The following is a 20,558-nucleotide window of genomic DNA, read 5'->3' on the forward strand; positions in this document are numbered from 1 at the left end:
GAGCTTTGCATCCTCCATCTTTACTCTTCTGTACTCTCTTCGGCTGAAAAACTAAATTCAGCTATTTCCCATTTGTTCTTTTCTTTGTTGTACTTAAATGTCCCCAAGTCAGTGTATACTATATAACCATTATCTAACACATAAATCTCTTCATTAGTTAACCATTTAAAAAAATATTCATAATCAAATTGCTTATCTAGTTCTTTTAGCTTGTCTATATTGGTAAGAGGAAATGATATATCTAAACTCCCATCAGAATAGATAACCCTATCAGCTATGTAATTTGTAATTGAAAATATACTTTTATGTTTTCTCATCGCCATCTCTATTTCTTTACAAATATTTATTATCTCCGCCTTAACCTTTTCCTTTTCATTCTCGTTTAATGGGATTTCAATTCGATCCATTTTCCACTTTTTATTTTTCTTGTCATACTTAAATATACCAATTTTGGTGTATACATCACCCTCATCGTATGCCTTAATACGAAGATTAGCTATAAACCTCAAAAAGTCTTCATAGTCAAACTTCTTGTCAAGTTCTCTTAGCTTAACAATGTTCGTCAAAGGAAAAGTCATTTCTGTCTTCCCGTCAGAATAGACGACTATCTCAGACATATAGTTTGTAATCGAAAATATGCTTCTATTTCGTTTCATCGCTATTTCCATCTCTTTACAAACATTCGCTACCTCGGCTTCCATTTTTTCCCTTTCCTTCTCGGTTAACTCAACCCTATCTCCTCCTTTACAACTTGAAAAAGTAACCGCTAAAAGAGTTATCCATACAAATAATCTCATACAACCTCCTCATCAGTTTGAGATCTTTCTATATTTAAGATGAATATGATTATCATGACCACTACTTCGCCTTAAGATATTTTCTCCAGAAGAATTCGTATATTTCCCTTCCAAATCATTAACAATAATTATATCATTAAAAAAAATCTCTGAAACTTCATACCCTTGAGGGGCGTTCTTAATAGCAAAAATAATAAACTCTTCTGTCAGCTTCCGATCATAGTACGGATTGTTATAATAGTTGGGATATTCCGGATGAAGTTTCCCATCCTTGGTAAAAAATTTAATGTCTACACTTTCTCCCGTTCTATGAGTTACATGTGGTGGAAACTCTCCACCTCCAGGTCTGCTTATATCGTTTATGTACATGGGATAGTTAGGATATTTCCTATACCAACCCCAAATTACACGAGCAAGATAATCCGCAAAGTGTGGCGCAGCATATTTGTCGTCATTCTGCTCACCATAAGGTGCCCAGCCCTTGCCCTTGTCTAATCTGTTGTTTATATCTGCACTCCCACCTTCAGGTACATTAGTAATCGGCACTTTCGTAAAATAATCAGAGGTCTTCGGCCCAAAAAGACCACTCAGAAATTCATAACCTTTCTTTAGTGGTAAAAGGAAAAAGTTTCCTATACTTTTCCCTACCCTTGCCCAATCTACCCCCTTCGCCTCCTCTTCTGTCATTACCTTACCATTCTTCAACACAAGCTTTTCACCTACCTTAAGGCCCTTTTTTATTTCGCTATCGCTCATGCCGTTGTAATTCCCAGTCCGCTTTGGGGCTTCTATGACGTCCTTGACAGGTACACCAAGTGCCCGGGCTATGCCCTCCACAGTGTTCTTTTTACCTTCAGGCGTGTTTTGCCATTTCTCTACTATCGCTGTGATCTTGCCGCCGTTGGTTTGAAGCTTCAGATCACGCCACTTGTATCGAGATCAATAGAACTTTTCGCTTATTCACGAGGAAGTATCTTCACAATGATATCATCCCCTTTTACAAAAAATAACTTCTCCTCTGTATTACTAAAAACCTTATTTAGTGTCTCTCTATCAAAATCCCACTTGCCATTCTCTCCCTTCGAACCCAAAATTACATACCTCCCTTGAACCTTATAAAAATACTCCCTGCCGTAAGGATCAAATATGTCCTCTTTCGTCACAAATATTGTAACAGACCGCACAAGCTCTTTCAAAGTTTGAAAATTTTTTCCGCTATATAGTAAGGCAAGTTTTATAGCACCAAAATTAATCAAATTCTCTTTTGTTTTTTCATCAAAAACTACATCTCTATACGGGATATAATAACCTGTTCCCCAAAGTCTATCCCACCACGTGCCTCTATAAGTGAAAAACCCATACCAAAAAAGGTGGTATAATAATAATTGACTGTAAGTAAATTTACATGGTCCCCTCAGACTGTCAACATATTTATCCTTACCTTCAAATACCACTTCAATTTTCTTTTTCCTTTCTTTAGGGATATATACCATAGCCCACACTGCACCCCACCACGGTTCTATAGAAGGCATTCCATAGATGAGATATCCATTACTATCTCCTACAAAACGAGGAGGGTCTTCAAAGTAGTCAGGACAAATCTCATAACCGTGAAAATCCCAAAGCTCATCCATGATTGCCTCTCGCGCTCTACGTACAGGATCATTTTCAAATCTAAAATAATCTACAACCAAAAATACCACAAATAACAATAACAAGAGTAGAAATCCTAACACAAATCGTTGCATACTTTCCTCCTATTCCTCTACTCACCTATGGTGTTGGTACCATCAAATTTAATATAGTAAGACTTTCCACCAAAAAACGGCGTATGAATTAATCTAGCAGCAGCGGTTGCTACATTCCTCATCAATACTCTCATCATCCCACCAAATCCTCTTCCAAAGTACCAGTCTGAATTAATCAGACAAGCTTTTGATTTATCACTCCTTCTTCCAGTTGTTCTATTGTCATATTAACTATTCTTATCCCTTTTGAATATACTCCTAATCTTATATAAAAAAGACGTTCTTTTTTGGTACTCTTTATAAAAATCTTTACCAGGTAAGCACCTAAAATTTATCCCATGAAAAAGATCAAAAAAATAATTTGCCTTGTACAAATAAAAGTTTCTGATATTATTTAGAAATTCTTCTTTATCTAATAACTTCTTTGATTCAAAAAAAACAGGTTTATCAACTTCTATCGGAGCTAGCTTTTCATTAACCAGTCTCAAAACTAGATAACATAATTCCAAACTTTCATCATAGCACGCAAAACAACCCTCTAAGGAAAACCCTTGAATAACTTCATTCTCAAAGTTAAATTGTAATTTCAAAATAGCATTAATAGTATACGAAGAGAAGTTGTCACTAATACTATGATCAACAGTATAATCATTGGCTCTTAATAACATAATGACATCCGCGGGAACTATCTGAGTACCAACAAACCTTGCGTGAACAAAATAACTTTCCACGCCCATTGCACTTTTCCTCCTTAAATTATTTAATTATTTTAATCGGAACTTTTTTTAACCCCATCTGTCGAGCAGCCCACCATCTATGATGACCATCCAAAATTTCATATTTACCTGATGGTAATTTTCTTACAAAAATAGGATTAGCAAAATCTAAACCTCCATGCATTCTAATATAATCTCTATATCTTGATAAAGCTTCTGAATTCACATTTTCAGGATACCTAAATGGGTCTTGTAAATTAGGTGTTATTTCACTGATGTTTGCTTTTCTTTTGAACAACTTCTCAAAGAATCCAACGTTAACCGGTGTAGGAACAATCTCTTCATCAAAAATTTTACTCGGTTCACAACCACCACTAATCGTCGTGGCAAAGTTTGCAATACCCACCACACTCAAAGTGGTAAAGAAAAATGTCTCTCCAGTATACCATATTGTATCATAGATTTTCTCACTTGTCCATTCTCCCTCTCGTATTGTACTAATGGCCTTTTGTGCCGAGATCCCTGCTAAGTATGCACTGATAACAGTTCCTCCTACCGTAGTACCTACCTCTACCCCAGCGGCTAGCTCAGAAGGAAGATATGTAGCTATCGTACTCCACCCTAACGCTAAACCCTCACCTAACACAGGAGCCACCACTGCCATCATAGCCGCTACGCTGGCTCTCTCACTATCCTTCTCCGTAAGGTTCTCATACATTCGACCAAGCTCCTTTAGCTCACCACCCAAAAACTCTCCAAGATCTTTCTTTTCCCCAGTCTTTGACTCGAAAAATGCCCTATTATTAAACGCATTTGCTATCTCCTCTGCCTCTTCATCTGTAAGTGAAACGCCATTAGCTTCTAATCTCTTCTTGACACTCTGAGGATCTAAAGAAACAACTGTGTTAAAGTAGCCCATGTATTCTTTCCAATCTTTTATCGTCTCAACTACACCAGGATTGTACGCTACCGTGGCTTCATCAATGACCCACTCACTTCTACCATCTATACCAAGCCCAAAAGCTAGCCCCGTGGAGGCAAATATCTCACCAAGAATGGCAGGAGCTTCATACTTGCTCCCACCAACGCTTAACCCAAACCTCTGGTTTAACAACCCAAGCGTCTTCGTACTCTGTTCATACGCCATCCTCTCCAGTGTTACATCGTCCATCTCATATCCATTCTTCGCAAGCCACTCGTGCTGGTCTAAGTGTAGTCCTTCATGCATTGTCGTCGCTGTATAATGCGCAAGCTTCGCCCGAAGATCGGGGGCGTCGTCTGCTAATTTCGCTTCCTACTGTAAAAGAAGAGGTTAGTTTTTCAGTACTATAGTATCACTTTTTATTCCTCTTCCTCCTACTTATAAACAAATCGTATCATAGATATAGCTGTATGATTGGTTATACCAGGATAAATATCCTCTATAACTAAACGACCAGCCATTCTTTCTCCCAAATATTCTTCGCTGTCTTCTATATTGATTCTTATTCTTTGCCATGCAAGCTCATCTGTTAACTCTGCAATAACTACATATATCAATCTAATCTCGTCTTCCAACACATAGCTGTCGTCATCCAGACTCTTAGCATAATGAAAAGGAATATGATATAACTCTAATCTTATCCTTTTAGGCCTGTTATATACTTTATATGTTTTCTTACTCTTTGCCCACCCCGGTAATATATCTATCGCATATGGTAAATGATCTTTCCGCTTTATATCATAACCAGCCAAGTGATAGATACGACACCACAGATAGTCAGTCAAACCATCATCACGACTTATCCAGGCTGTTGCTGGATCCTCATCAGCTAACTCCATTATATCTTTTCCATGAGTGATCTCCCAGGAATTGTATGCATCAACGGCGGGTATCCTGAGAGTAACTACGCTTATAGCCATTCGCATAATTCCATCCAAAAACTCCTTTTTGGGTTTCGTATTAGGCTCACTTTCGCTTACTATTTTTGTTTCTACTATCTTAAGTTCATCTACCTTAAGCTTACTCTCCCCACAGGTTGTAAGATTTAATATTATCATTATCCCTAATATAAACCTTATCTTCATCTTACCTTTCCCTCCTTTCTGAACTTACTTCCCAAAAAACCACTTTTTCCACAATTGACGAGAAAAATTATCAGCTATATCCATATTTGGCCTCAGTAAAAGAAATACCCTTCTTCCTACCTCATGTTCATATACCTTATCCCATGGCAGAAAATAGTACGAGGTAAATTCTCGAGTAAACTCATTTATCTTATCATTCCTCCTGTACAAATTATCCTCTATATTGTTATATTTGAAATTACCATAGTTCTGCATTGCATACTTAATATACCCTCCGTATGGATCAACTATTATTAAGCCATTCTCTGTTATCTCCTTGATATATACCATATGCTGTAATCTCTTCTTCATATTATTATCTTCATAAACAAAGTTGAATCTTCCTCCCGCTATGAGTTGATCACCAGGCTTCATTATTTTATTTTTCAAATAGAGGTAAAATTTTTTTACATCATCAACAGTTGACTTCCCCTTGTTTTTACCACCCCAATTATGCAAAGCTTCCATTCCATCCTTATACCACCACTGGGCGCAGCCATTTGTATAGACTTTATAATCCACAGGCGGCTCAATACTTCCACTCGCTAGAGCAAGTTCAAAAAGAGTTGAATACCATGTCCTTCCATCTACCCCATACTTAATTTTCAAATATGAACTCATCTCTCTCCTTCTCTCCTCAAGTTCATCCTCTATTTGTCTTTCCTCATTGAAGAACCAAACCGGATCATTTATGCTTACCTCCTTCCTTAAGTCCTTATTATTCGGCATACTCACAAGTGCTATCGTTAATGCTGTAAGATTACACATTCCATCTCCAATCCTCCTTCTTCCTTCCCTACTTACATTATTCCTCTGATTCCTTATATCAACCCCCAACTCTTTAATCCATAAATCATTTCCACTTTCCCAGTTAAACAAGCTTAAATCCCCTGTCTCAGTCGCATAGGCAATTAAATTTGCAACCTTCGAATACTCACTGCTTCCATCATATACATCTACTCCAAAATTCCTTGCTAGATTATCCAGTACCATTTTCTGTATCCCCGTAGCTCCAAGCTCCCTCGCATACGCTGTCATCCTATCCTTCCCTACAAGACCAGAATCAATCAATACACCTTCCCTCACTACTGTAGAAGTATAAAATAGAAGACCTTCTGCTGTATTCTCCGTAATTGCTTTCTTATTTAGATGTATGGTATCTTCCCCAGCCTCTCCATAATGCCCTTCCTCTTCAAGGTCAAATAATAAACTTTTCTTCCCATTAATGATATCCATAGAAGTCTTCATACCAAAATCATCCCCACTTAAATATCCCATATTTACATAACTTATCCTCGATAAGCCCTCGTCTCCTCCGTGAACATTCTTATACTGAAAACCTACATAGTTTAAACTACCTATCGCATCCACAAGGTTGACAAGCCCAATACCTCCGCTCGTGTTATTCACTATCTGCCCATCGTGCGTGAATGCCATCCCTACATCACTCGCAAGGCTTATCCTGAAATTCCCTCCCCACGCATAATGCACTGCTTCTCCCGCTATACTCCCTATAGTGTTAGCAAAGTTGTTAAGCTTCATCTCATAAAATAGTGATACATTGTTAGTCAACGCCTCGCTCGATATCCTGTCTATAAATGATAAATTGCCATCCGTGTATCTCCCTCCAAGTTCGCCTCCAACCCACCCCCCAACAAAGCCACTTGCAAGTCCCATCGTCGTACTTTTCAGTAGATTATCCCAGTCATATGCATTCCATTGCCATTGCCATTGCCCATTACTTATGCTATAGCACTTCGTAAACGCCATCAAACCTCCACTTATAAACCCTTCCGTCATCTTCTGCATACCAAATGCCGCAGCTGTACTGAACCAGCCTCCCTTATCTCCTCCCATTAAATTGTATGTCCAGCCTCCTATGCCTTTACCAATCCCTAAATCCATATTGAGATATGCCGTCCCAACATTTGCTACACTACTTAATGCCCAGGTCCCAAGCTCCTCAGTGCTCATATACCAATCAACCTGCCCTTTATCATTAACCTTAAGCCCACTTACGGCAAGATTCCCCAGTCCCTGTATCCCTGCCCCTGCAACAGCTCCCCCCATTCCACTTATCATTCCTTGAACAGCTCCCCCAAGGGCTCCTGTTCCCGACGAAATCCCAGAGGCAAATATGTTTACCCCCATCTGCCCACCGCCCTTATAATATGGCTTACCTACAACATCTCTAAGTAATGTACTGACTAGCTTTGAAGCTAGATCCTGAGTCTTTCCATTTCCTTTAAGCAATTCATACCCCATCCTTACTAATCCTATTGTTCCTACTGTCATCTGCCCCTGTGGTGTAGATAAGATTAAAAACTTTCCTACAGTTTTTCCTACCCCTGCCCAATCTACCCCCTTCGCCTCCTCTTCTGTCATTACCTTACCATTCTTCAACACAAGCGTTTCGCCAACCTTAAGGCTCTTCGCTATCTCGCTGTCACTCTTCCCTTTATAATGCCCACTCCTCTTTAAGGCTTCTATGATAGCCTGGACAGGTACACCCAGTGTCCGGGCTATGCCCTCCACTGTGTTCTTTTTACCTTCAGGCGTGTTTTGCCATTTTTCTACTACGGCTGTGATCTTGCCGCCATTAGTTTGAAGCTTCAGATCACGCCCACTTGTATCGAGATCAATAGAACTTTTCGCTTATTCACGAGGAAGTATCTTCACAATGATATCATCCCCTTTTACAAAAAATAACTTCTCCTCTGCATTACTAAAAACCTTATTCAGTGTCTCTCTATCAAAGTCCCACTTGCCATTCTCTCCCTTCGAACCCAAAATTACATACCTCCCTTGAACCTTATAAAAATACTCCCTGCCGTAAGGATCAAATATGTCCTCTTTCGTCACAAATATTGTAACAGACCGCACAAGCTCTTTCAAAGTTTGAAAATTTTTTCCGCTATATAGTAAGGCAAGTTTTATAGCACCAAAATTAATCAAATTCTCTTTTGTTTTTTCATCAAAAACTACATCTCTGTATGGTGTATAATATTTTCTCCCCAAAAGAGAATCCCACCAGCTACCTGTATAGGTAAAAAAATTATAATCAAAAAGGTGTAATAATAATAATTGACTGTAAGTGAATGCACATTCTCCCCTCAGACTGTCAACATATTTATCCTTACCTTCAAATACCACTTCAATTTTCTTTTTCCTTTCTTTAGGGATATATACCATAGCCCACACTGCACCCTTCCACGGTTCTATAGAAGGCATTCCATAGATGAGATATCCATTGCTCTCCCCTACAAAACGTGGAGGGTCTTCAAAGTAGTCAGGACAAATCTCATAACCGTGAAAATCCCAAAGCTCCTCCATGATTGCCTCTCGCGCTCTACATACAGGGTCATTTTCAAATCTAAAATAATCTACAACCAAAAATACTACAAATAAGAAGAGTAAAAATGCTAACACAAATCGTAACATAAGTTCCTCCTATTCCTCTACTCACCTATAGTATTGGTACCATTAAAGTTAATATAGTAAGACTTCCCACCAAAAAACGGCGTATGAATTAGCAAAGCACCAGCGGTTGCTACATTCCTCATCAATACTCTCATCATCTCATCCCATCCCTTTCCATTGAGAATATTATGCATCTCAAAATCGTACTTATCTGGCCTCACTTTATATTGATTGGAACCAACAAGTTCCAATGTGATAGTACCATATACCAATGCCTGGTCAAGGCCCCACCATGGATGCGACTCCAAATGAATCTCGGCTTTTCCTTCTTTATTGAAGTCAGATAGCTTTACCCTGTCCAAGTTTAGACTCTTAATATCTACCTCCAACTTCTCTCCTTTTCCGTTTTTAAACCAGTAAAATGCTTCTCTTAAAGTAAGTTTCCCATCTTCATCTGGGCGCCAATCAGGCTCATCTTTCTTTGGAAACATCCACTTCACGGTTTCCACAAGGAAAAATTCAGCAAGATCAAGAGGGCTTTTAACCTCCTTGCTAAGATAGAGTCGGCTCTCATATATTTTTTTCATCTTTTGCTCATTCGTAGTTCTGGACTCATTTTTCATCCCAACACTATTGTCTTTTTTAAAACTCCTCCCGCTCATATCTAATCCATGCGGATTACCCGTCATCGCAAACATCGCTCCAGCTATGGCTACATCCTCATACTTACTCCCGCTGTTTCCCTTTCAATCCGCTTTTTGTCTTCTAAATTATAGCTTCACTACTTCCAAATTGGTACTGCTGATTTATTCATACACAAACCTTATCTCCGTTATACACACGTTCTTACTCTTCGCATCGGGATATACTTCCTTAACTACTATCCTTGCGATTTTTCCACCGCGACCTATTATCCCGTCAACGGCTTCCTCATCCTCACCGTAAACCTTGGCCAGATTGGGGAAGTCCAATTCCACCGCCTGATAGCCCGGTTTGTCCTCCAGCGTAAAATCCTTCCGGTACAGCAAGAGGGAGCGATTTGTGACATAACTCAAATTCTCAGCCACATAGTAATTTCCGTTGGATAACGTGGCAGAAACAACGCCCTGCAGAATATCATCGATGTCTTTCGTATTCTGCGGAATCACTTTCCTCTGAACGCCCTCGAACACCCCCGTCTCATATATTTCCAGCGTTATCACTTTCGGCCTTGAATATCCTTTGAAGTCCGAAGGGTTGCCAGTCCATATCTCCATGAGGTAGGGAGCACCGTCACCCCTTACTATCTTATGCTCTTTATGCTTTTTAAATGGCCCAAATGGCCAGATGTAAAACAAAGCATAATCACCTTTCCCTCCCTTACTTACCCAACACGTATTTTCATCTTTATCAAAGGCGCAACGAACACCTTCCGCTGAAATTTTATTATTTTTAAGTTCTTCGTAGGAAATTTGACCAAACGGAACTCCTTTCCCTAAGATCCAATTGGTATACTCTGTAAAAAGAGAATCATCACTACCAAAGTATACGCCTCTTTCTTGCCACTTCACAACGGCCCATTCAACTTCATCAGATGCTTTTTCTTTTAAAGCTTCTGAATATATACCTTTCATTCTTTGAGAGTTACCGCAATATGTTAAGCCAAGTATCAAAATAATTATCATAAAGTATTTCATTTTTTCTTACCTCCTTCTTTTGCCCTGAAATTAGATATCTTTTTCCAGAAATCTTCCAATTTTTCTTTCAAAGTGTATTCTTTGATATAAAGGTATGCCTTCCCTAACTGTATTTTCTGTACAGCCTCCCAGTTCAAGAAATATACTCCCTTCTTATCGTATTCCTTGTCTCTACTGTTGATATTGTATTTCCAACCCTCCGCGTCCGGCTCCTCATACTCACCGAACGGGTCCTGAACAACTATTCCATCATCCCTTACTTCCAGTAATTTAACAATATGCCCCATATAATGAACCGTTCCATCCCACTTTAGCCGTCGGAAGCTGCCCAAGAGAAGCACTTTGTCCTTATCACCCATATAGTTCCATAATTCCTTATAATGCGTTTTAATTAATTCCATTGAATGACTGTTAGTTCCGTATATCCCCTGAATTTCACCAATGACTTTATTGAGATCATACTCTTTTTCTTTATCTTTCAAAGCTGGATCATCGGTATTTTTATAGAACCAGCTCCAGAAATCCTTGCCGCCCTTAACATAGGGTTCAACCTTTCCGCTTAAAACAGCCAGCTTATATAATGTGGCAAATGAGCCTCTATAGTCATTCTTATACATATTCTGCCGTGCCATTTCTATGTAATCCGCCGCAGTCATGTCCTCCCGTTTCGCTCCCTTCACCAAAGAAAGCTTTCCACCGCTCTTGCCGTTATAGACGTCCTTCACATTGATGCCCATCTCTACTAGCGCCATCGCAAGCGAGGTCTCATTGCACATTACGCCGCCAAGCGCGCCTTTAGAACCATCTCCTTTAATACCATAAGACTTATTATATTTCTGGTTGATGTACTCAATATCAATTTCTTTTCCCTCTGCGTTTGTGTATTTTATCTTCAAATCACTCCCGCTTTCCCATTCAAAATCGCTTAAATCACCCGAACTGACCGCGTAAGCCAACAGCTTAGATACAGACGAGTACTCGCTATCATTCTTATACAAATCTATTCCGACATTTTCTCTTATGCCTTCCAGTACTCTTGTCTGCATTCCGCTTGCGCCAAGTTCACGAATATATGCGATTAATCTATCATTTCCCGCTAAAGCTGTTCCTCCAAGGAAGCCTTCCCTTGCCAAAACAGAGGCGTAAAAAGCAATCTTTTCCGCTGAACCGCCGTCAAGTTTTAAAGCGTCTTTATTAAGCCTTATTGTATTTCCTTCTGACTGCCCATAGTGATTTTCATCATCCAGGTCAAAAGTTACATTCATTTCGCCATTGATTACCTTCATCACCACTTCAGCAGCGGCTTTATCTCTACTCAGCATTGCCATATTTACATAGCTTATCCTCGATAAGCCCTCGTCTCCTCCGTGAACATTCTTATACTGAAAACCTACATAGTTTAAACTACCTATCGCATCCACAAGGTTGACAAGCCCAATCCCTCCGCTCGTATCATTTACTATCTGCCCCTCGTGGGTGAATCCTATCCCTACATCACTCGCAAGGCTTATCCTGAAATTCCCTCCCCACGCATAATGCACTGCTTCCCCTGCTATACTCCCTATCGTGTTCGCAAAGTTGTTAAGCTTCATCTCATAAAATAGTGATACATTGTTAGTCAACGCCTCGCTCGATATCCTGTCTATAAATGATAAATTGCCATCCGTGTATCTCCCTCCAAGTTCACCTCCAACCCACCCGGCAACAAAGCCACTCGCAAATCCCATCGTCGTACTTTTCAGTAAATTATTCCAGTCATATGAATCCCATTGCCATTGCCCATTACTTATGCTATAGCACTTCGTAAACGCCATCAAACCTCCACTTATAAACCCTTCCGTCATCTTCTGCATACCAAATGCCGCAGCTGTACTGAACCAGCCTCTACCTTAATCACTATAAAAATTATACAGCAAAACCTTGCTCTTGTAAAATAGATGATATAAAATCAACAGGCAAGGTCGCTCGGCCTCCTGCCTCGCTTGCTTCAGTGGAATGCCTGTGAAAGTATGCTTCTTATGCTTCGTTGCTTTATGGCTTTGTTCTTACACATAAGCACTATGTTAACAATTTCATAAATCCATCGCTTAGAATTATCGTAGAAGTGGATGAGGAGTTTAATACTCCTCCTCTAAATACACATCCATTACCCAGCCTTTTATTGTATCTCCTTTTTTATCCTTTATCCCTGTATCTACATAAAGCCAGTATCCCTTCCTTCTTACACCATCTGAATTTTCTATTTCATACCCAACAACTAACCAATCACTTATCTTTACCCTTGTCCCTCTCTTTAATTGAATTATCACTGCTGAATTAGTATCCGGCTTTTCAAGAAGATTAACATCGTCACCATATATATAGTAGTATCCCTCACGCTGTACCGGATTCTCATACTCCGCCCATTTCGGAAATTTATTCTTGTCGGTTATTACCTTTGTACTATAAGCAAATGGAACTCGTAGTTTACCTTTTTCATCGTAATAGAATATATCAACATTATTACCTAACATGATTATATTTTTGAATTTATAAATTTTCCCTTTCAAACTTTTATTATCAACATTGTATACAAGATTTTTAGTTATTATCCTATAGGTACCATTTGAGTATATCCGATAATAAACAACTCCTCCTTCTTCATCAAAGGCTTCTATGAACATTTCCTGTATCTTTTTTACCGGTTTAAAATCGTTCTTACCAGCTAAATGCCTTCTCTCAGTCCAACCTTGGATTGTTAAAACTTTCCAACCATTATCAGTTAGAACCATCTCCTGATTACTACTCATTCCAGAATCAATATAGAACCACTCAGTAACATTTGAATTACTTGCCATTATAATATTCGTCTTACCTAAAATATTAACACATTGAAGATAAGGTAACTGCATTAGTTTCATTGAGTTAGCACTTGGCTGTTCAAATAATTCCACTTCTCTATCTATAACATAAACCGAATTACTTCCAAAAGGTTTTATTTCAATTGAATAAACACCATTAGAAATGACACATATTACCAGTATGAATAATAAAGAGCGCATTTAAATTACCTCCTAATAGTTAAGTGTAGATGATGTCTATGTTTATACATAAAATTATACCTCTTTTTAGACAAATTTCCGTTTGGATATCCTTGTTGCCAAACATTTGGTTGATTATATGTGTTACCTGGTATTTTACTTTTCACCCACCACGGATCCAGCGCCTGACTTACTCTTTGGTCATTTACCATACTGTTGTACACTTCATTTCTTAACGCCATCGCAGCTTGTGATTGTGGCCCTACAGTCGAATTATTAAACCTTACTGTTAAATTACCCCTTGTTACAGCTACAATATCTATCCCTCTTCCCGACCCATGTGGGCTTGTGGTGCTATTCCTCCACAGGCTTGATACCTGAATACTATCCACATTCACGCTCCTCACTGACTACTTCTATCCAGAACCATCCCCATCCAACCTACGTCATGCATAACACCCTCCAGAAATGTCCCACTAAAGTCTTTAAAATACGGCGTCTTTTCCCACTCTTTACTCCCTCGTGGTCTTACCATAAGCCCATACACCACACCTCCAGCTACTGCAAACTTTCTCACACCCTTCTTCAAGGCTTCTTCATACTCTTTCCACATCATAGAGACCTCCTCGTTTTTTTTATATTGTAGCTTTGTCTTATGACTTTCTCGAACGTATTATACCACCAGTTGAAATTTTTGTCAATGGGCATTTGTCACAATTTTTGCTGTTTCCTTGTTGCAGTGTAAGAAGGGACGCTTGTTGCTATTACCTTATCGCAGTACAAAAAACTCCAGCTATTACCATATTGCAGTTAATGCGTGAAACCCGAAAGTTATTCCCTTGTTGCAGTGGAAAACAGCAATGCTCTTACCTTTTCACAGTCAAAACGAGAAAATTTATTCCCTTATCGCAGTTGGTCTTTCCCCGGTAGCTCTTTCTTTATTGCAGTTGAGAAGCAGGAAATTTTTTAGCTATTACCCTGTCGCAGTCGGAAGAGGAACCTCTGGCTATTACCTTGTTGCAGTGAACTGGAGGGAATTAAGAGCTCTTCCCGTGTTGCAGGAGAAAAAAAATCTTTTGCTATTACCATGTTGCAGTTTGGAGTTCAAGACTTAAAAGCTTTTTCACTATTGCAGTGGTGGATGAAGAGGAGTCTTTTTGCTCTTCCCATATTGCAGTCAAAACGTACACCGTGAAAGCCCTTCCCTTGTTGCAGTGGCAATCGAGGGAGAAGCTCTTACCCTATCACAGTTTTACACTCCGCGCTCACACTGCAAAAAAGTAATAGCTCATGTTGAAAATTCCAGAGTCACCATCTCCCCGGATTTTGCTTATCCTCCTCAAAACTTGCTATTCCCTTATCACAGTCTAAGATGAAGGGGCACCCGAAAAGTTCAACAAAGAAAAAAGATCTTCCTTTATCACAGCCACAACAAAAATATCCTTGCCCTCTTTCTCTGTCACAGCTAAAAACGCTTCCGGTACTCTTCCCATGTCGCAGTAAAAAGTACAGGATCGCTCGTTTTTCCTTGTTACGGGAAAAATTCTAGCTATTACCTTGTTGCAGTACAAAAAACTCTAGCTCTTACCTTGTTGCAGTTAAAAATCACCAGTGTGATGGCTATTCCCTTATCGCAGTTAAAAAGACTGCCATGCTCTTCCCTTGTTACAGTGTGTCTGTCATGCGGGCTATTACCATGTTGCAGCGAATATGTGGGTTTTCATAGCTATTTCTTTGTTACAGTGAATGACTGGATTTTGATAGCTCTTACCGTGTCGCAGGAGAAATAGGGGAATGGGTAGGCTCTTACCCTATCGCAGTGAAAAATTCTCCCCTGCTATTCCCTTACCGCAGTAAAAACTTCAGACCAAAACTGCAACAAAGGAAGAGCATTTTTCTCTCCCCCCGGGATACCCCAAAAAGTCCCTACCCTTCCCCTTCCTTCCGCACCACCTGGGGTGGCAGATGTATCTCCCCAAACTGCTCTTCATACTTCTTCACTCTTTCCATAAGCCCCATCATAAATAACTTCGCATTCCTCGGACTTAATGCAATACGACTAAATATCTCTATCCCCTCCTTCCCCGGCGTTATGTTCCCAAAGTCAAACAAAAACTCCTCACTACTGCTATGGAAAAACACCACATTCGCATAGGCAAGTCCAACTACCGAGGAAGCAAACACTACCCTCTCCACTTCCTCTCCCGATTTTCTTCTCATCACTCTCCTCCATCCATCGAAATATCAAAATACGCCTTCAAAAACCGTCGTATCACCGAATGGTTGGTCCCATTCACAGGCTCATAGGTGTAAACTAAGTACAGATCCTCCGGCCTTTCTTTCAGCTGGATAATCGCTATCTCTATCTCTTTCGGAGAAGAGGCGTTAAAAAACGCAAACCTCATCAGCTCATACTCCTTATAAAGTTGTTCAAGAAAGCGCATAAGAGAGGGGAGGGAAAAATTCCCGTTTTGGATAAGGGCGAGTTTGCCTCCGCTTATAATAAACTCATCCATTTTCCCATACACAAACCTCATACGGTAGTGCTTCCCCTCCCTTGTCCAATCCTCTATCACCACCGCCTCCGAAAAACCTACATCTAATTTCCTCGCCTTAACAGGATAAATGGAAGGATTCCTTTCTACAAAATAGCTCCCCCAATCACTTTTAACAGTACGAGAAAAAGCAAAAGCTAACCCTTTGCCGGCATCTCCTATCTCCGTCATGAGAATATCAGGATGAAAACTCCTCGGAAAGCACAACCACTCTACAAACCCCTCTCTTTGAGGGTCATGTAAGAGAAGGGCATAATACCCACCTTTTAGCGCAGCTCCACTAAAAACTTTGGTAAAATTAGTGACCCTATCGAAATCTATCCCCACCTCCCTCAATACTGCCTCTTCCATTTGCCCTATTTTCCCATCATAGGTTCCGTATCTATAAAATCTTGAACCTATCGTAAAAGCACCATAAACAAGAGGGAGAAACTCATAGACCACTATTATCACTATTAAAAGAAAGAATACCTTTAACGTTGTTACTACACACTTCCCTGCTTTTCTGAGTTTTTGTCTCGTCTCCCATCGCATAGTCTCTTTTCCTCCCTATTGACTAAGATCGTAGAGACCATATTTGTAGCCATTTTGCAAATAATCCCGATAACTCACTATCCCACCCCCTATCATAAGTACGCCAGCATAGGTACATGCAACACCAGGCTTTGCCAGTACACCACTCCCAGACATAGCTACACCTGCTCCTACCAACAATACTCCTGCCCCAACGGTTCCTACCACTATCCCAGTTCTTTTCATCGTTTCAGGATTCAAAGAGTATCCAACACGTATCCCATCTGTAACCTCCAGTTTGCCATCTTTACTTTCCACTTTCCAACACTTCTGCCAAGCCATTTTAAGCTTTTACCTACACGGCTTTGTTGGTAAAATAAAAATATCACCTTCTATCAGCAACCCTTTTTCTAATAATAAATTAAATTGTTCTCTTTCCATCGTTAATACTAAATACTTTTGGTCAATCCCTTCTTTTTTTCTCGCTGTACCAAAACCAACAATTTTAATACTAAATGTTCTTTTGTCAACTTCCAGAATATACTGACCCAACTCTATTTTCTCATTGAAACTATAATTAGCAAGCACTTGATTCTTTTCCCTAATTATAAATAAACTATCAATTCTTAATCTTTTCATCTCTTCCCCTTCTACTTTGGAGTTATATTAAACAACTTCTGATGCCTATTTAAGAAAGATTCAATTATAGTATCTTCTCCTATCCTTGGATTTTTCCACTTGTTCTGGAACATATAATGCATATATTCGTGCATAATATCCCATTTGGTAGCATCTTTTGTGTAAGTAATTACTGATTTTCCATTTTCCATCAGTATATGAGAGGCTCGTGCACCTTGATAATTAAGATATGTAAGCATATCCCCCGATGCTTCTTCAACAATTAAGTTAGGACGTAATTTTAACATGAAAATAATTTCATCTCTTGTAGCCACTTTACCAACTGTCGATGCTGTTTTAACTAACCTCGTAGGAGACTTCACCCCCGAGACTACCTTCATGCTCTTTACAACACCAATACCAATCGTTGCCAATACAAATACCTCTTCTCCAGCCCTCTCCCAATCCACACCACCTCTCTGAGTTCCCCACACGTATCGAATGGCAGCTGGTAGACCATGCTCATAGCTATATTCAAGCTCCTTAGGCCTTTTAATCATGATTCTTTTCTCCAACTTTCTCAAGGTACCCCAAACTCTTCTAAAGCTAATTCCTTAGCAATTAATAAGGTGGGTTCTAAATAATTTTTAACACATTTCCTCTCCTTAAATAAACATATAAATTGAAGCCTATTCCGGCTTGTCTTCTTCGATAACAAATACCATCCCATTAAAATTAATTATTAACTTTCTATATTTCATAAACATTCTCCTTATGTTAATATTCTGGGTAAATTCTATGAACATCTGTAACATTTTTCCACTTCCCATTTTTTCAAAATGAATATACGCTTTATCTCCATGCAGATTTTCAACATTAAACCGTACTCCTATATTGTCTGCCTTCTCAGATTCATATCACCACTTTTATTGTAATATATTTGAGCATCTTTTTCAACCCCCTTTCCTAAATTATCTGTAATGTTGTCAACTCTACTCCCCCTCCGTGCGGAGAACGCCTGCTCACCGTTTTGACCATCCATTGTATTATATAACAAGCGTAGGGCTTCGGTAGTCAACTTGAAAAAAGCCCTCAATATGCGAAGGAAGTGTACCCTCCAAGAAGCTTTGTTTTCCTCTTTTTAACCTTCAAGACTAAAGAAAAGAGGAAAGAAGCTTTCTTTAGCCTATGGACTTTCAAATTGTCTGCTCACTAAGTAGCCAACAAAAGCCCCTTAGTTTTATTCTACAGGGCTTTGATTTAATCACCAACTGCTATTATTAACTTTCCTTGCGATAACGCTGATTCACATAGTTTTTTTAACTCTAACATAAATTTTCCTATTTCATTACCTTTATCAATCGCTTTAAATTCTAAAGTAAGACCAAGTAAATCCTTAATTTCCTGCTCTGAATATATTTTATCATTATAAGGATCTAGTTCAGTAATTAGGTTTATTGCTTCTGGAAAATTATTCTTGTTCTTCACAAGATAGTTAAATATCTCTTCTGTAATTTCAATATACTCCTTTGATTTTGCAGCCTCATTTAAGTCATTCGCTACGTATAAATTTATTCCCATTTTCCCTATCCTCCTACTTTAGAAATGCTGTTATAACATTACCATTTTCATCTATTACAACCCTCATCGTTTTCAGAGGACTTCCCTTCCCGTCAATGCCTATGACACTATCAAAAGTTTTCTCAAATATATAGCCACTTCTACCAAGAGTATTCGGTAATACCAATGAATCAGCACTTTTCAATGCCGTATCAATACCCTTCTTGATATCAAAACCATCAACAAACTTGCTTTTTCCAACTTAGCGCCGCGGGTTATTTACCAGCAAAAGGTTTATATGGTCTTATTTTGATAAATATGTTATCAACTCACTTTCAATCTTGCTAAGCAACTTAGAATTATCATCAAATATTGCATATAAAAGATCAGGTTTGCTGCCAGACAAAAATATGAAGTATTCACTTACTTCAGTTATACTCTCTTCTTTAAACCAGGTTGTTACAATATCCCATAACTCCTTTTCAATTATAAGGTCATCAGTATAATCATGAGCTAACTCTGAAAACTCACCAACAAAACAAATTTCTTTACAATTAGGAGTTAATAAAATATTGATAATCCGTTTATCATTTGTTTCTTCGATGCTAATATTAGATTCGTATAAAACAGTATAAGGTTCCGTGCTTAAAATTGTTCTTTCATCAAAATCAAAGTCTCTCTATTTTTTGCCTATATTATTCCCCTTTTCTTATTTTTTCAATGTTATTCTTAAAGTATTTTTTCTTTTTTAATTCCAATTTATTCTTTTGTTACTTGTAGATTCTTCCTTCTCCTTTGTCTATTATTCTTACCTACTCTTCCCCTCAAATCTTAATCACTTACCCATTTACCCCTTCTTTTTAAACCACTCTTGATATTGTTTCCAATCATCTCATACTTATTCCCCTTTTTCTTTTTCAAATCCGCTTTTGTCTTCCCTGAAATTATATTTTTCTATATTCTGCTAATGAAATAATATTTCTGTAATCATTATTAGCCTCATTAACATATTTCTTTAGTAAATCTATATTTCCATTTGCCAGTTTTAAAATACTAGCATATAAGCGATATTTGCCTCTTTCCGATTCTGAATTATACCCTTCTAAGATACTAAGTATGCATTCAATATCGTAATCCTTAAATTCTCTCTTTATAATTCTTATAATATCAGATTTAGTGATATGAGGGATTTTTTGTTTCATATACCAATAACCTCATTTATGTAATTGTTTTACCATTTTAGTAAAATCAGATGTCCACCTATACCCATGACTTTCCAAATAATATATTTCTTTCGCCAATACAGAACTTGGGTCTAGTAAACTAGGATCATACTTACCTGCAAAAATCACTTCATCTCCACGCTTTACTATTTCCTGAAGATGCCTCTCATTTTTAGCCCATGTCCAAGCTTCATCTGTTACATCTAAAAATTCTGCCCCTATATTCTTTGCAAATTCTCTATATGTACTTCTTGGCCCAATAACTGATTTACCCTCCGTCGATGCGGCTTTAACTACCCTCGTAATAGACTTCCCACCCGAAACTACCTTCGTGCCTTTTACAGCCCCAATACCAATGGTTGCCACTCCAAATGCCTCTTCTCCAGCCCTCTCCCAATCCACAGGACCTCTCTGAGTTCCCAATACGGTTCGAATGGCATAATGGCTAAAGCCTAATCTCCCTCGCTGCTCTGGAACTATCACAGCAGTCCTTGCCACACAACCTACTACTAAAAAACACAATACCCAAACCCCTTTCTTCATTTCCCCATCCTTTTCTAAAATTTTCTCCCTCTCCCCGGATATTTCCAGGGAGAGGGGAATGGT

General features: G+C 38.8%; 21 protein-coding genes. All 21 read right to left on the reverse strand.

The genetic code is table 11. The annotated features are described in order from the left end of the window. Window positions 1-20: 20 nt before the first annotated feature. Complete coding sequence (locus tag KDW03_RS02015; RefSeq protein WP_271435734.1) at window positions 21-797, reverse strand: hypothetical protein; 777 nt, start codon at window positions 795-797, stop codon at window positions 21-23. 12 nt (window positions 798-809) lie between these two features. Further along, on the reverse strand, window positions 810-1,634 hold the full coding sequence (locus KDW03_RS02020) for a penicillin-insensitive murein endopeptidase (RefSeq protein ID WP_271435735.1): 825 nt from the start codon (window positions 1,632-1,634) through the stop codon (window positions 810-812). A 119-nt stretch (window positions 1,635-1,753) separates the two neighbouring features. Then, window positions 1,754-2,545 (reverse strand): hypothetical protein, encoded by a 792-nt coding sequence (locus KDW03_RS02025; RefSeq protein WP_271435736.1) that lies wholly within the window; start codon window positions 2,543-2,545, stop codon window positions 1,754-1,756. A 227-nt stretch (window positions 2,546-2,772) separates the two neighbouring features. Then, window positions 2,773-3,282 (reverse strand): hypothetical protein, encoded by a 510-nt coding sequence (locus KDW03_RS02030; protein ID WP_271435737.1) that lies wholly within the window; start codon window positions 3,280-3,282, stop codon window positions 2,773-2,775. A gap of 19 nt (window positions 3,283-3,301) precedes the next feature. Next, window positions 3,302-4,408 (reverse strand): ParB/RepB/Spo0J family partition protein, encoded by a 1,107-nt coding sequence (locus KDW03_RS02035; protein ID WP_271435738.1) that lies wholly within the window; start codon window positions 4,406-4,408, stop codon window positions 3,302-3,304. Window positions 4,409-4,617: 209 nt separating this feature from the next. After that, window positions 4,618-5,328 carry a hypothetical protein gene (locus KDW03_RS02040; RefSeq protein WP_271435739.1) on the reverse strand — a complete coding sequence of 237 codons (711 nt, stop codon included), beginning with the start codon at window positions 5,326-5,328 and terminating at the stop codon, window positions 4,618-4,620. A 24-nt stretch (window positions 5,329-5,352) separates the two neighbouring features. Next, window positions 5,353-7,902 carry a hypothetical protein gene (locus KDW03_RS02045; RefSeq protein ID WP_271435740.1) on the reverse strand — a complete coding sequence of 850 codons (2,550 nt, stop codon included), beginning with the start codon at window positions 7,900-7,902 and terminating at the stop codon, window positions 5,353-5,355. 120 nt (window positions 7,903-8,022) lie between these two features. Further along, a complete protein-coding gene (locus KDW03_RS02050; RefSeq protein ID WP_271435741.1) occupies window positions 8,023-8,796 on the reverse strand; it encodes a hypothetical protein in 774 nt (257 codons plus the stop codon). 29 nt (window positions 8,797-8,825) lie between these two features. Then, the gene (locus KDW03_RS02055; RefSeq protein ID WP_271435742.1) at window positions 8,826-9,476 is read right to left on the reverse strand and encodes a hypothetical protein; all 651 of its coding nucleotides are present in this window, start codon (window positions 9,474-9,476) and stop codon (window positions 8,826-8,828) included. 117 nt (window positions 9,477-9,593) lie between these two features. Then, window positions 9,594-10,463, reverse strand: coding sequence for a hypothetical protein (locus KDW03_RS02060; protein ID WP_271435743.1), 870 nt, complete (start codon window positions 10,461-10,463; stop codon window positions 9,594-9,596). Beyond that, window positions 10,460-12,277: a hypothetical protein gene (locus KDW03_RS02065; protein ID WP_271435744.1), complete on the reverse strand. Its 1,818-nt coding sequence runs from the start codon at window positions 12,275-12,277 to the stop codon at window positions 10,460-10,462. Before KDW03_RS02065 ends, KDW03_RS02060 begins: the two co-directional genes overlap by 4 nt. A 303-nt stretch (window positions 12,278-12,580) precedes the next feature. Next, the gene (locus KDW03_RS02070) at window positions 12,581-13,504 is read right to left on the reverse strand and encodes an SH3 domain-containing protein (RefSeq protein WP_271435745.1); all 924 of its coding nucleotides are present in this window, start codon (window positions 13,502-13,504) and stop codon (window positions 12,581-12,583) included. Window positions 13,505-13,886: 382 nt separating this feature from the next. After that, window positions 13,887-14,099 (reverse strand): hypothetical protein, encoded by a 213-nt coding sequence (locus KDW03_RS02075; RefSeq protein WP_271435746.1) that lies wholly within the window; start codon window positions 14,097-14,099, stop codon window positions 13,887-13,889. Between the two features lie 1,310 nt (window positions 14,100-15,409). Continuing rightward, window positions 15,410-15,703, reverse strand: coding sequence for a DUF3467 domain-containing protein (locus tag KDW03_RS02080; protein ID WP_271435747.1), 294 nt, complete (start codon window positions 15,701-15,703; stop codon window positions 15,410-15,412). Further along, a complete protein-coding gene (locus KDW03_RS02085) occupies window positions 15,703-16,572 on the reverse strand; it encodes a hypothetical protein (protein WP_271435748.1) in 870 nt (289 codons plus the stop codon). Before KDW03_RS02085 ends, KDW03_RS02080 begins: the two co-directional genes overlap by 1 nt. A gap of 15 nt (window positions 16,573-16,587) precedes the next feature. After that, window positions 16,588-16,869 carry a hypothetical protein gene (locus KDW03_RS02090; RefSeq protein WP_271435749.1) on the reverse strand — a complete coding sequence of 94 codons (282 nt, stop codon included), beginning with the start codon at window positions 16,867-16,869 and terminating at the stop codon, window positions 16,588-16,590. Between the two features lie 33 nt (window positions 16,870-16,902). After that, window positions 16,903-17,190 carry a hypothetical protein gene (locus KDW03_RS02095; RefSeq protein ID WP_271435750.1) on the reverse strand — a complete coding sequence of 96 codons (288 nt, stop codon included), beginning with the start codon at window positions 17,188-17,190 and terminating at the stop codon, window positions 16,903-16,905. Between the two features lie 11 nt (window positions 17,191-17,201). Further along, window positions 17,202-17,729 carry a hypothetical protein gene (locus tag KDW03_RS02100; protein ID WP_271435751.1) on the reverse strand — a complete coding sequence of 176 codons (528 nt, stop codon included), beginning with the start codon at window positions 17,727-17,729 and terminating at the stop codon, window positions 17,202-17,204. A gap of 700 nt (window positions 17,730-18,429) precedes the next feature. Continuing rightward, window positions 18,430-18,750, reverse strand: coding sequence for a hypothetical protein (locus KDW03_RS02105; protein ID WP_271435752.1), 321 nt, complete (start codon window positions 18,748-18,750; stop codon window positions 18,430-18,432). A gap of 923 nt (window positions 18,751-19,673) precedes the next feature. Further along, window positions 19,674-19,931, reverse strand: coding sequence for a hypothetical protein (locus KDW03_RS02110; RefSeq protein WP_271435753.1), 258 nt, complete (start codon window positions 19,929-19,931; stop codon window positions 19,674-19,676). A 12-nt stretch (window positions 19,932-19,943) separates the two neighbouring features. Next, entirely contained in the window at window positions 19,944-20,450 is a 507-nt protein-coding gene (locus KDW03_RS02115) for a hypothetical protein (RefSeq protein WP_271435754.1), read from the reverse strand. Window positions 20,451-20,558: the final 108 nt, after the last annotated feature.

Source organism: Thermospira aquatica (genome assembly GCF_023525255.1).
Lineage (GTDB): Bacteria > Spirochaetota > Brevinematia > Brevinematales > Thermospiraceae > Thermospira > Thermospira aquatica.

Bases quoted from the DNA above. Each gene is read 5' to 3' on its own strand.
- KDW03_RS02085 (WP_271435748.1), bottom strand. From the start codon at position 16,572: ATGCGATGGGAGACGAGACAAAAACTCAGAAAAGCAGGGAAGTGTGTA.
- KDW03_RS02075 (WP_271435746.1), bottom strand. From the start codon at position 14,099: ATGATGTGGAAAGAGTATGAAGAAGCCTTGAAGAAGGGTGTGAGAAAG.
- KDW03_RS02105 (WP_271435752.1), bottom strand. From the start codon at position 18,750: ATGGGAATAAATTTATACGTAGCGAATGACTTAAATGAGGCTGCAAAA.
- KDW03_RS02015 (WP_271435734.1), bottom strand. From the start codon at position 797: ATGAGATTATTTGTATGGATAACTCTTTTAGCGGTTACTTTTTCAAGT.
- KDW03_RS02030 (WP_271435737.1), bottom strand. From the start codon at position 3,282: ATGGGCGTGGAAAGTTATTTTGTTCACGCAAGGTTTGTTGGTACTCAG.
- KDW03_RS02040 (WP_271435739.1), bottom strand. From the start codon at position 5,328: ATGAAGATAAGGTTTATATTAGGGATAATGATAATATTAAATCTTACA.
- KDW03_RS02035 (WP_271435738.1), bottom strand. From the start codon at position 4,408: ATGGCGTATGAACAGAGTACGAAGACGCTTGGGTTGTTAAACCAGAGG.
- KDW03_RS02100 (WP_271435751.1), bottom strand. From the start codon at position 17,729: ATGATTAAAAGGCCTAAGGAGCTTGAATATAGCTATGAGCATGGTCTA.
- KDW03_RS02070 (WP_271435745.1), bottom strand. From the start codon at position 13,504: ATGCGCTCTTTATTATTCATACTGGTAATATGTGTCATTTCTAATGGT.
- KDW03_RS02080 (WP_271435747.1), bottom strand. From the start codon at position 15,703: ATGAGAAGAAAATCGGGAGAGGAAGTGGAGAGGGTAGTGTTTGCTTCC.
- KDW03_RS02065 (WP_271435744.1), bottom strand. From the start codon at position 12,277: ATGGCGTTTACGAAGTGCTATAGCATAAGTAATGGGCAATGGCAATGG.
- KDW03_RS02110 (WP_271435753.1), bottom strand. From the start codon at position 19,931: ATGAAACAAAAAATCCCTCATATCACTAAATCTGATATTATAAGAATT.
- KDW03_RS02025 (WP_271435736.1), bottom strand. From the start codon at position 2,545: ATGCAACGATTTGTGTTAGGATTTCTACTCTTGTTATTGTTATTTGTG.
- KDW03_RS02060 (WP_271435743.1), bottom strand. From the start codon at position 10,463: ATGAAATACTTTATGATAATTATTTTGATACTTGGCTTAACATATTGC.
- KDW03_RS02095 (WP_271435750.1), bottom strand. From the start codon at position 17,190: ATGAAAAGATTAAGAATTGATAGTTTATTTATAATTAGGGAAAAGAAT.
- KDW03_RS02055 (WP_271435742.1), bottom strand. From the start codon at position 9,476: ATGACGGGTAATCCGCATGGATTAGATATGAGCGGGAGGAGTTTTAAA.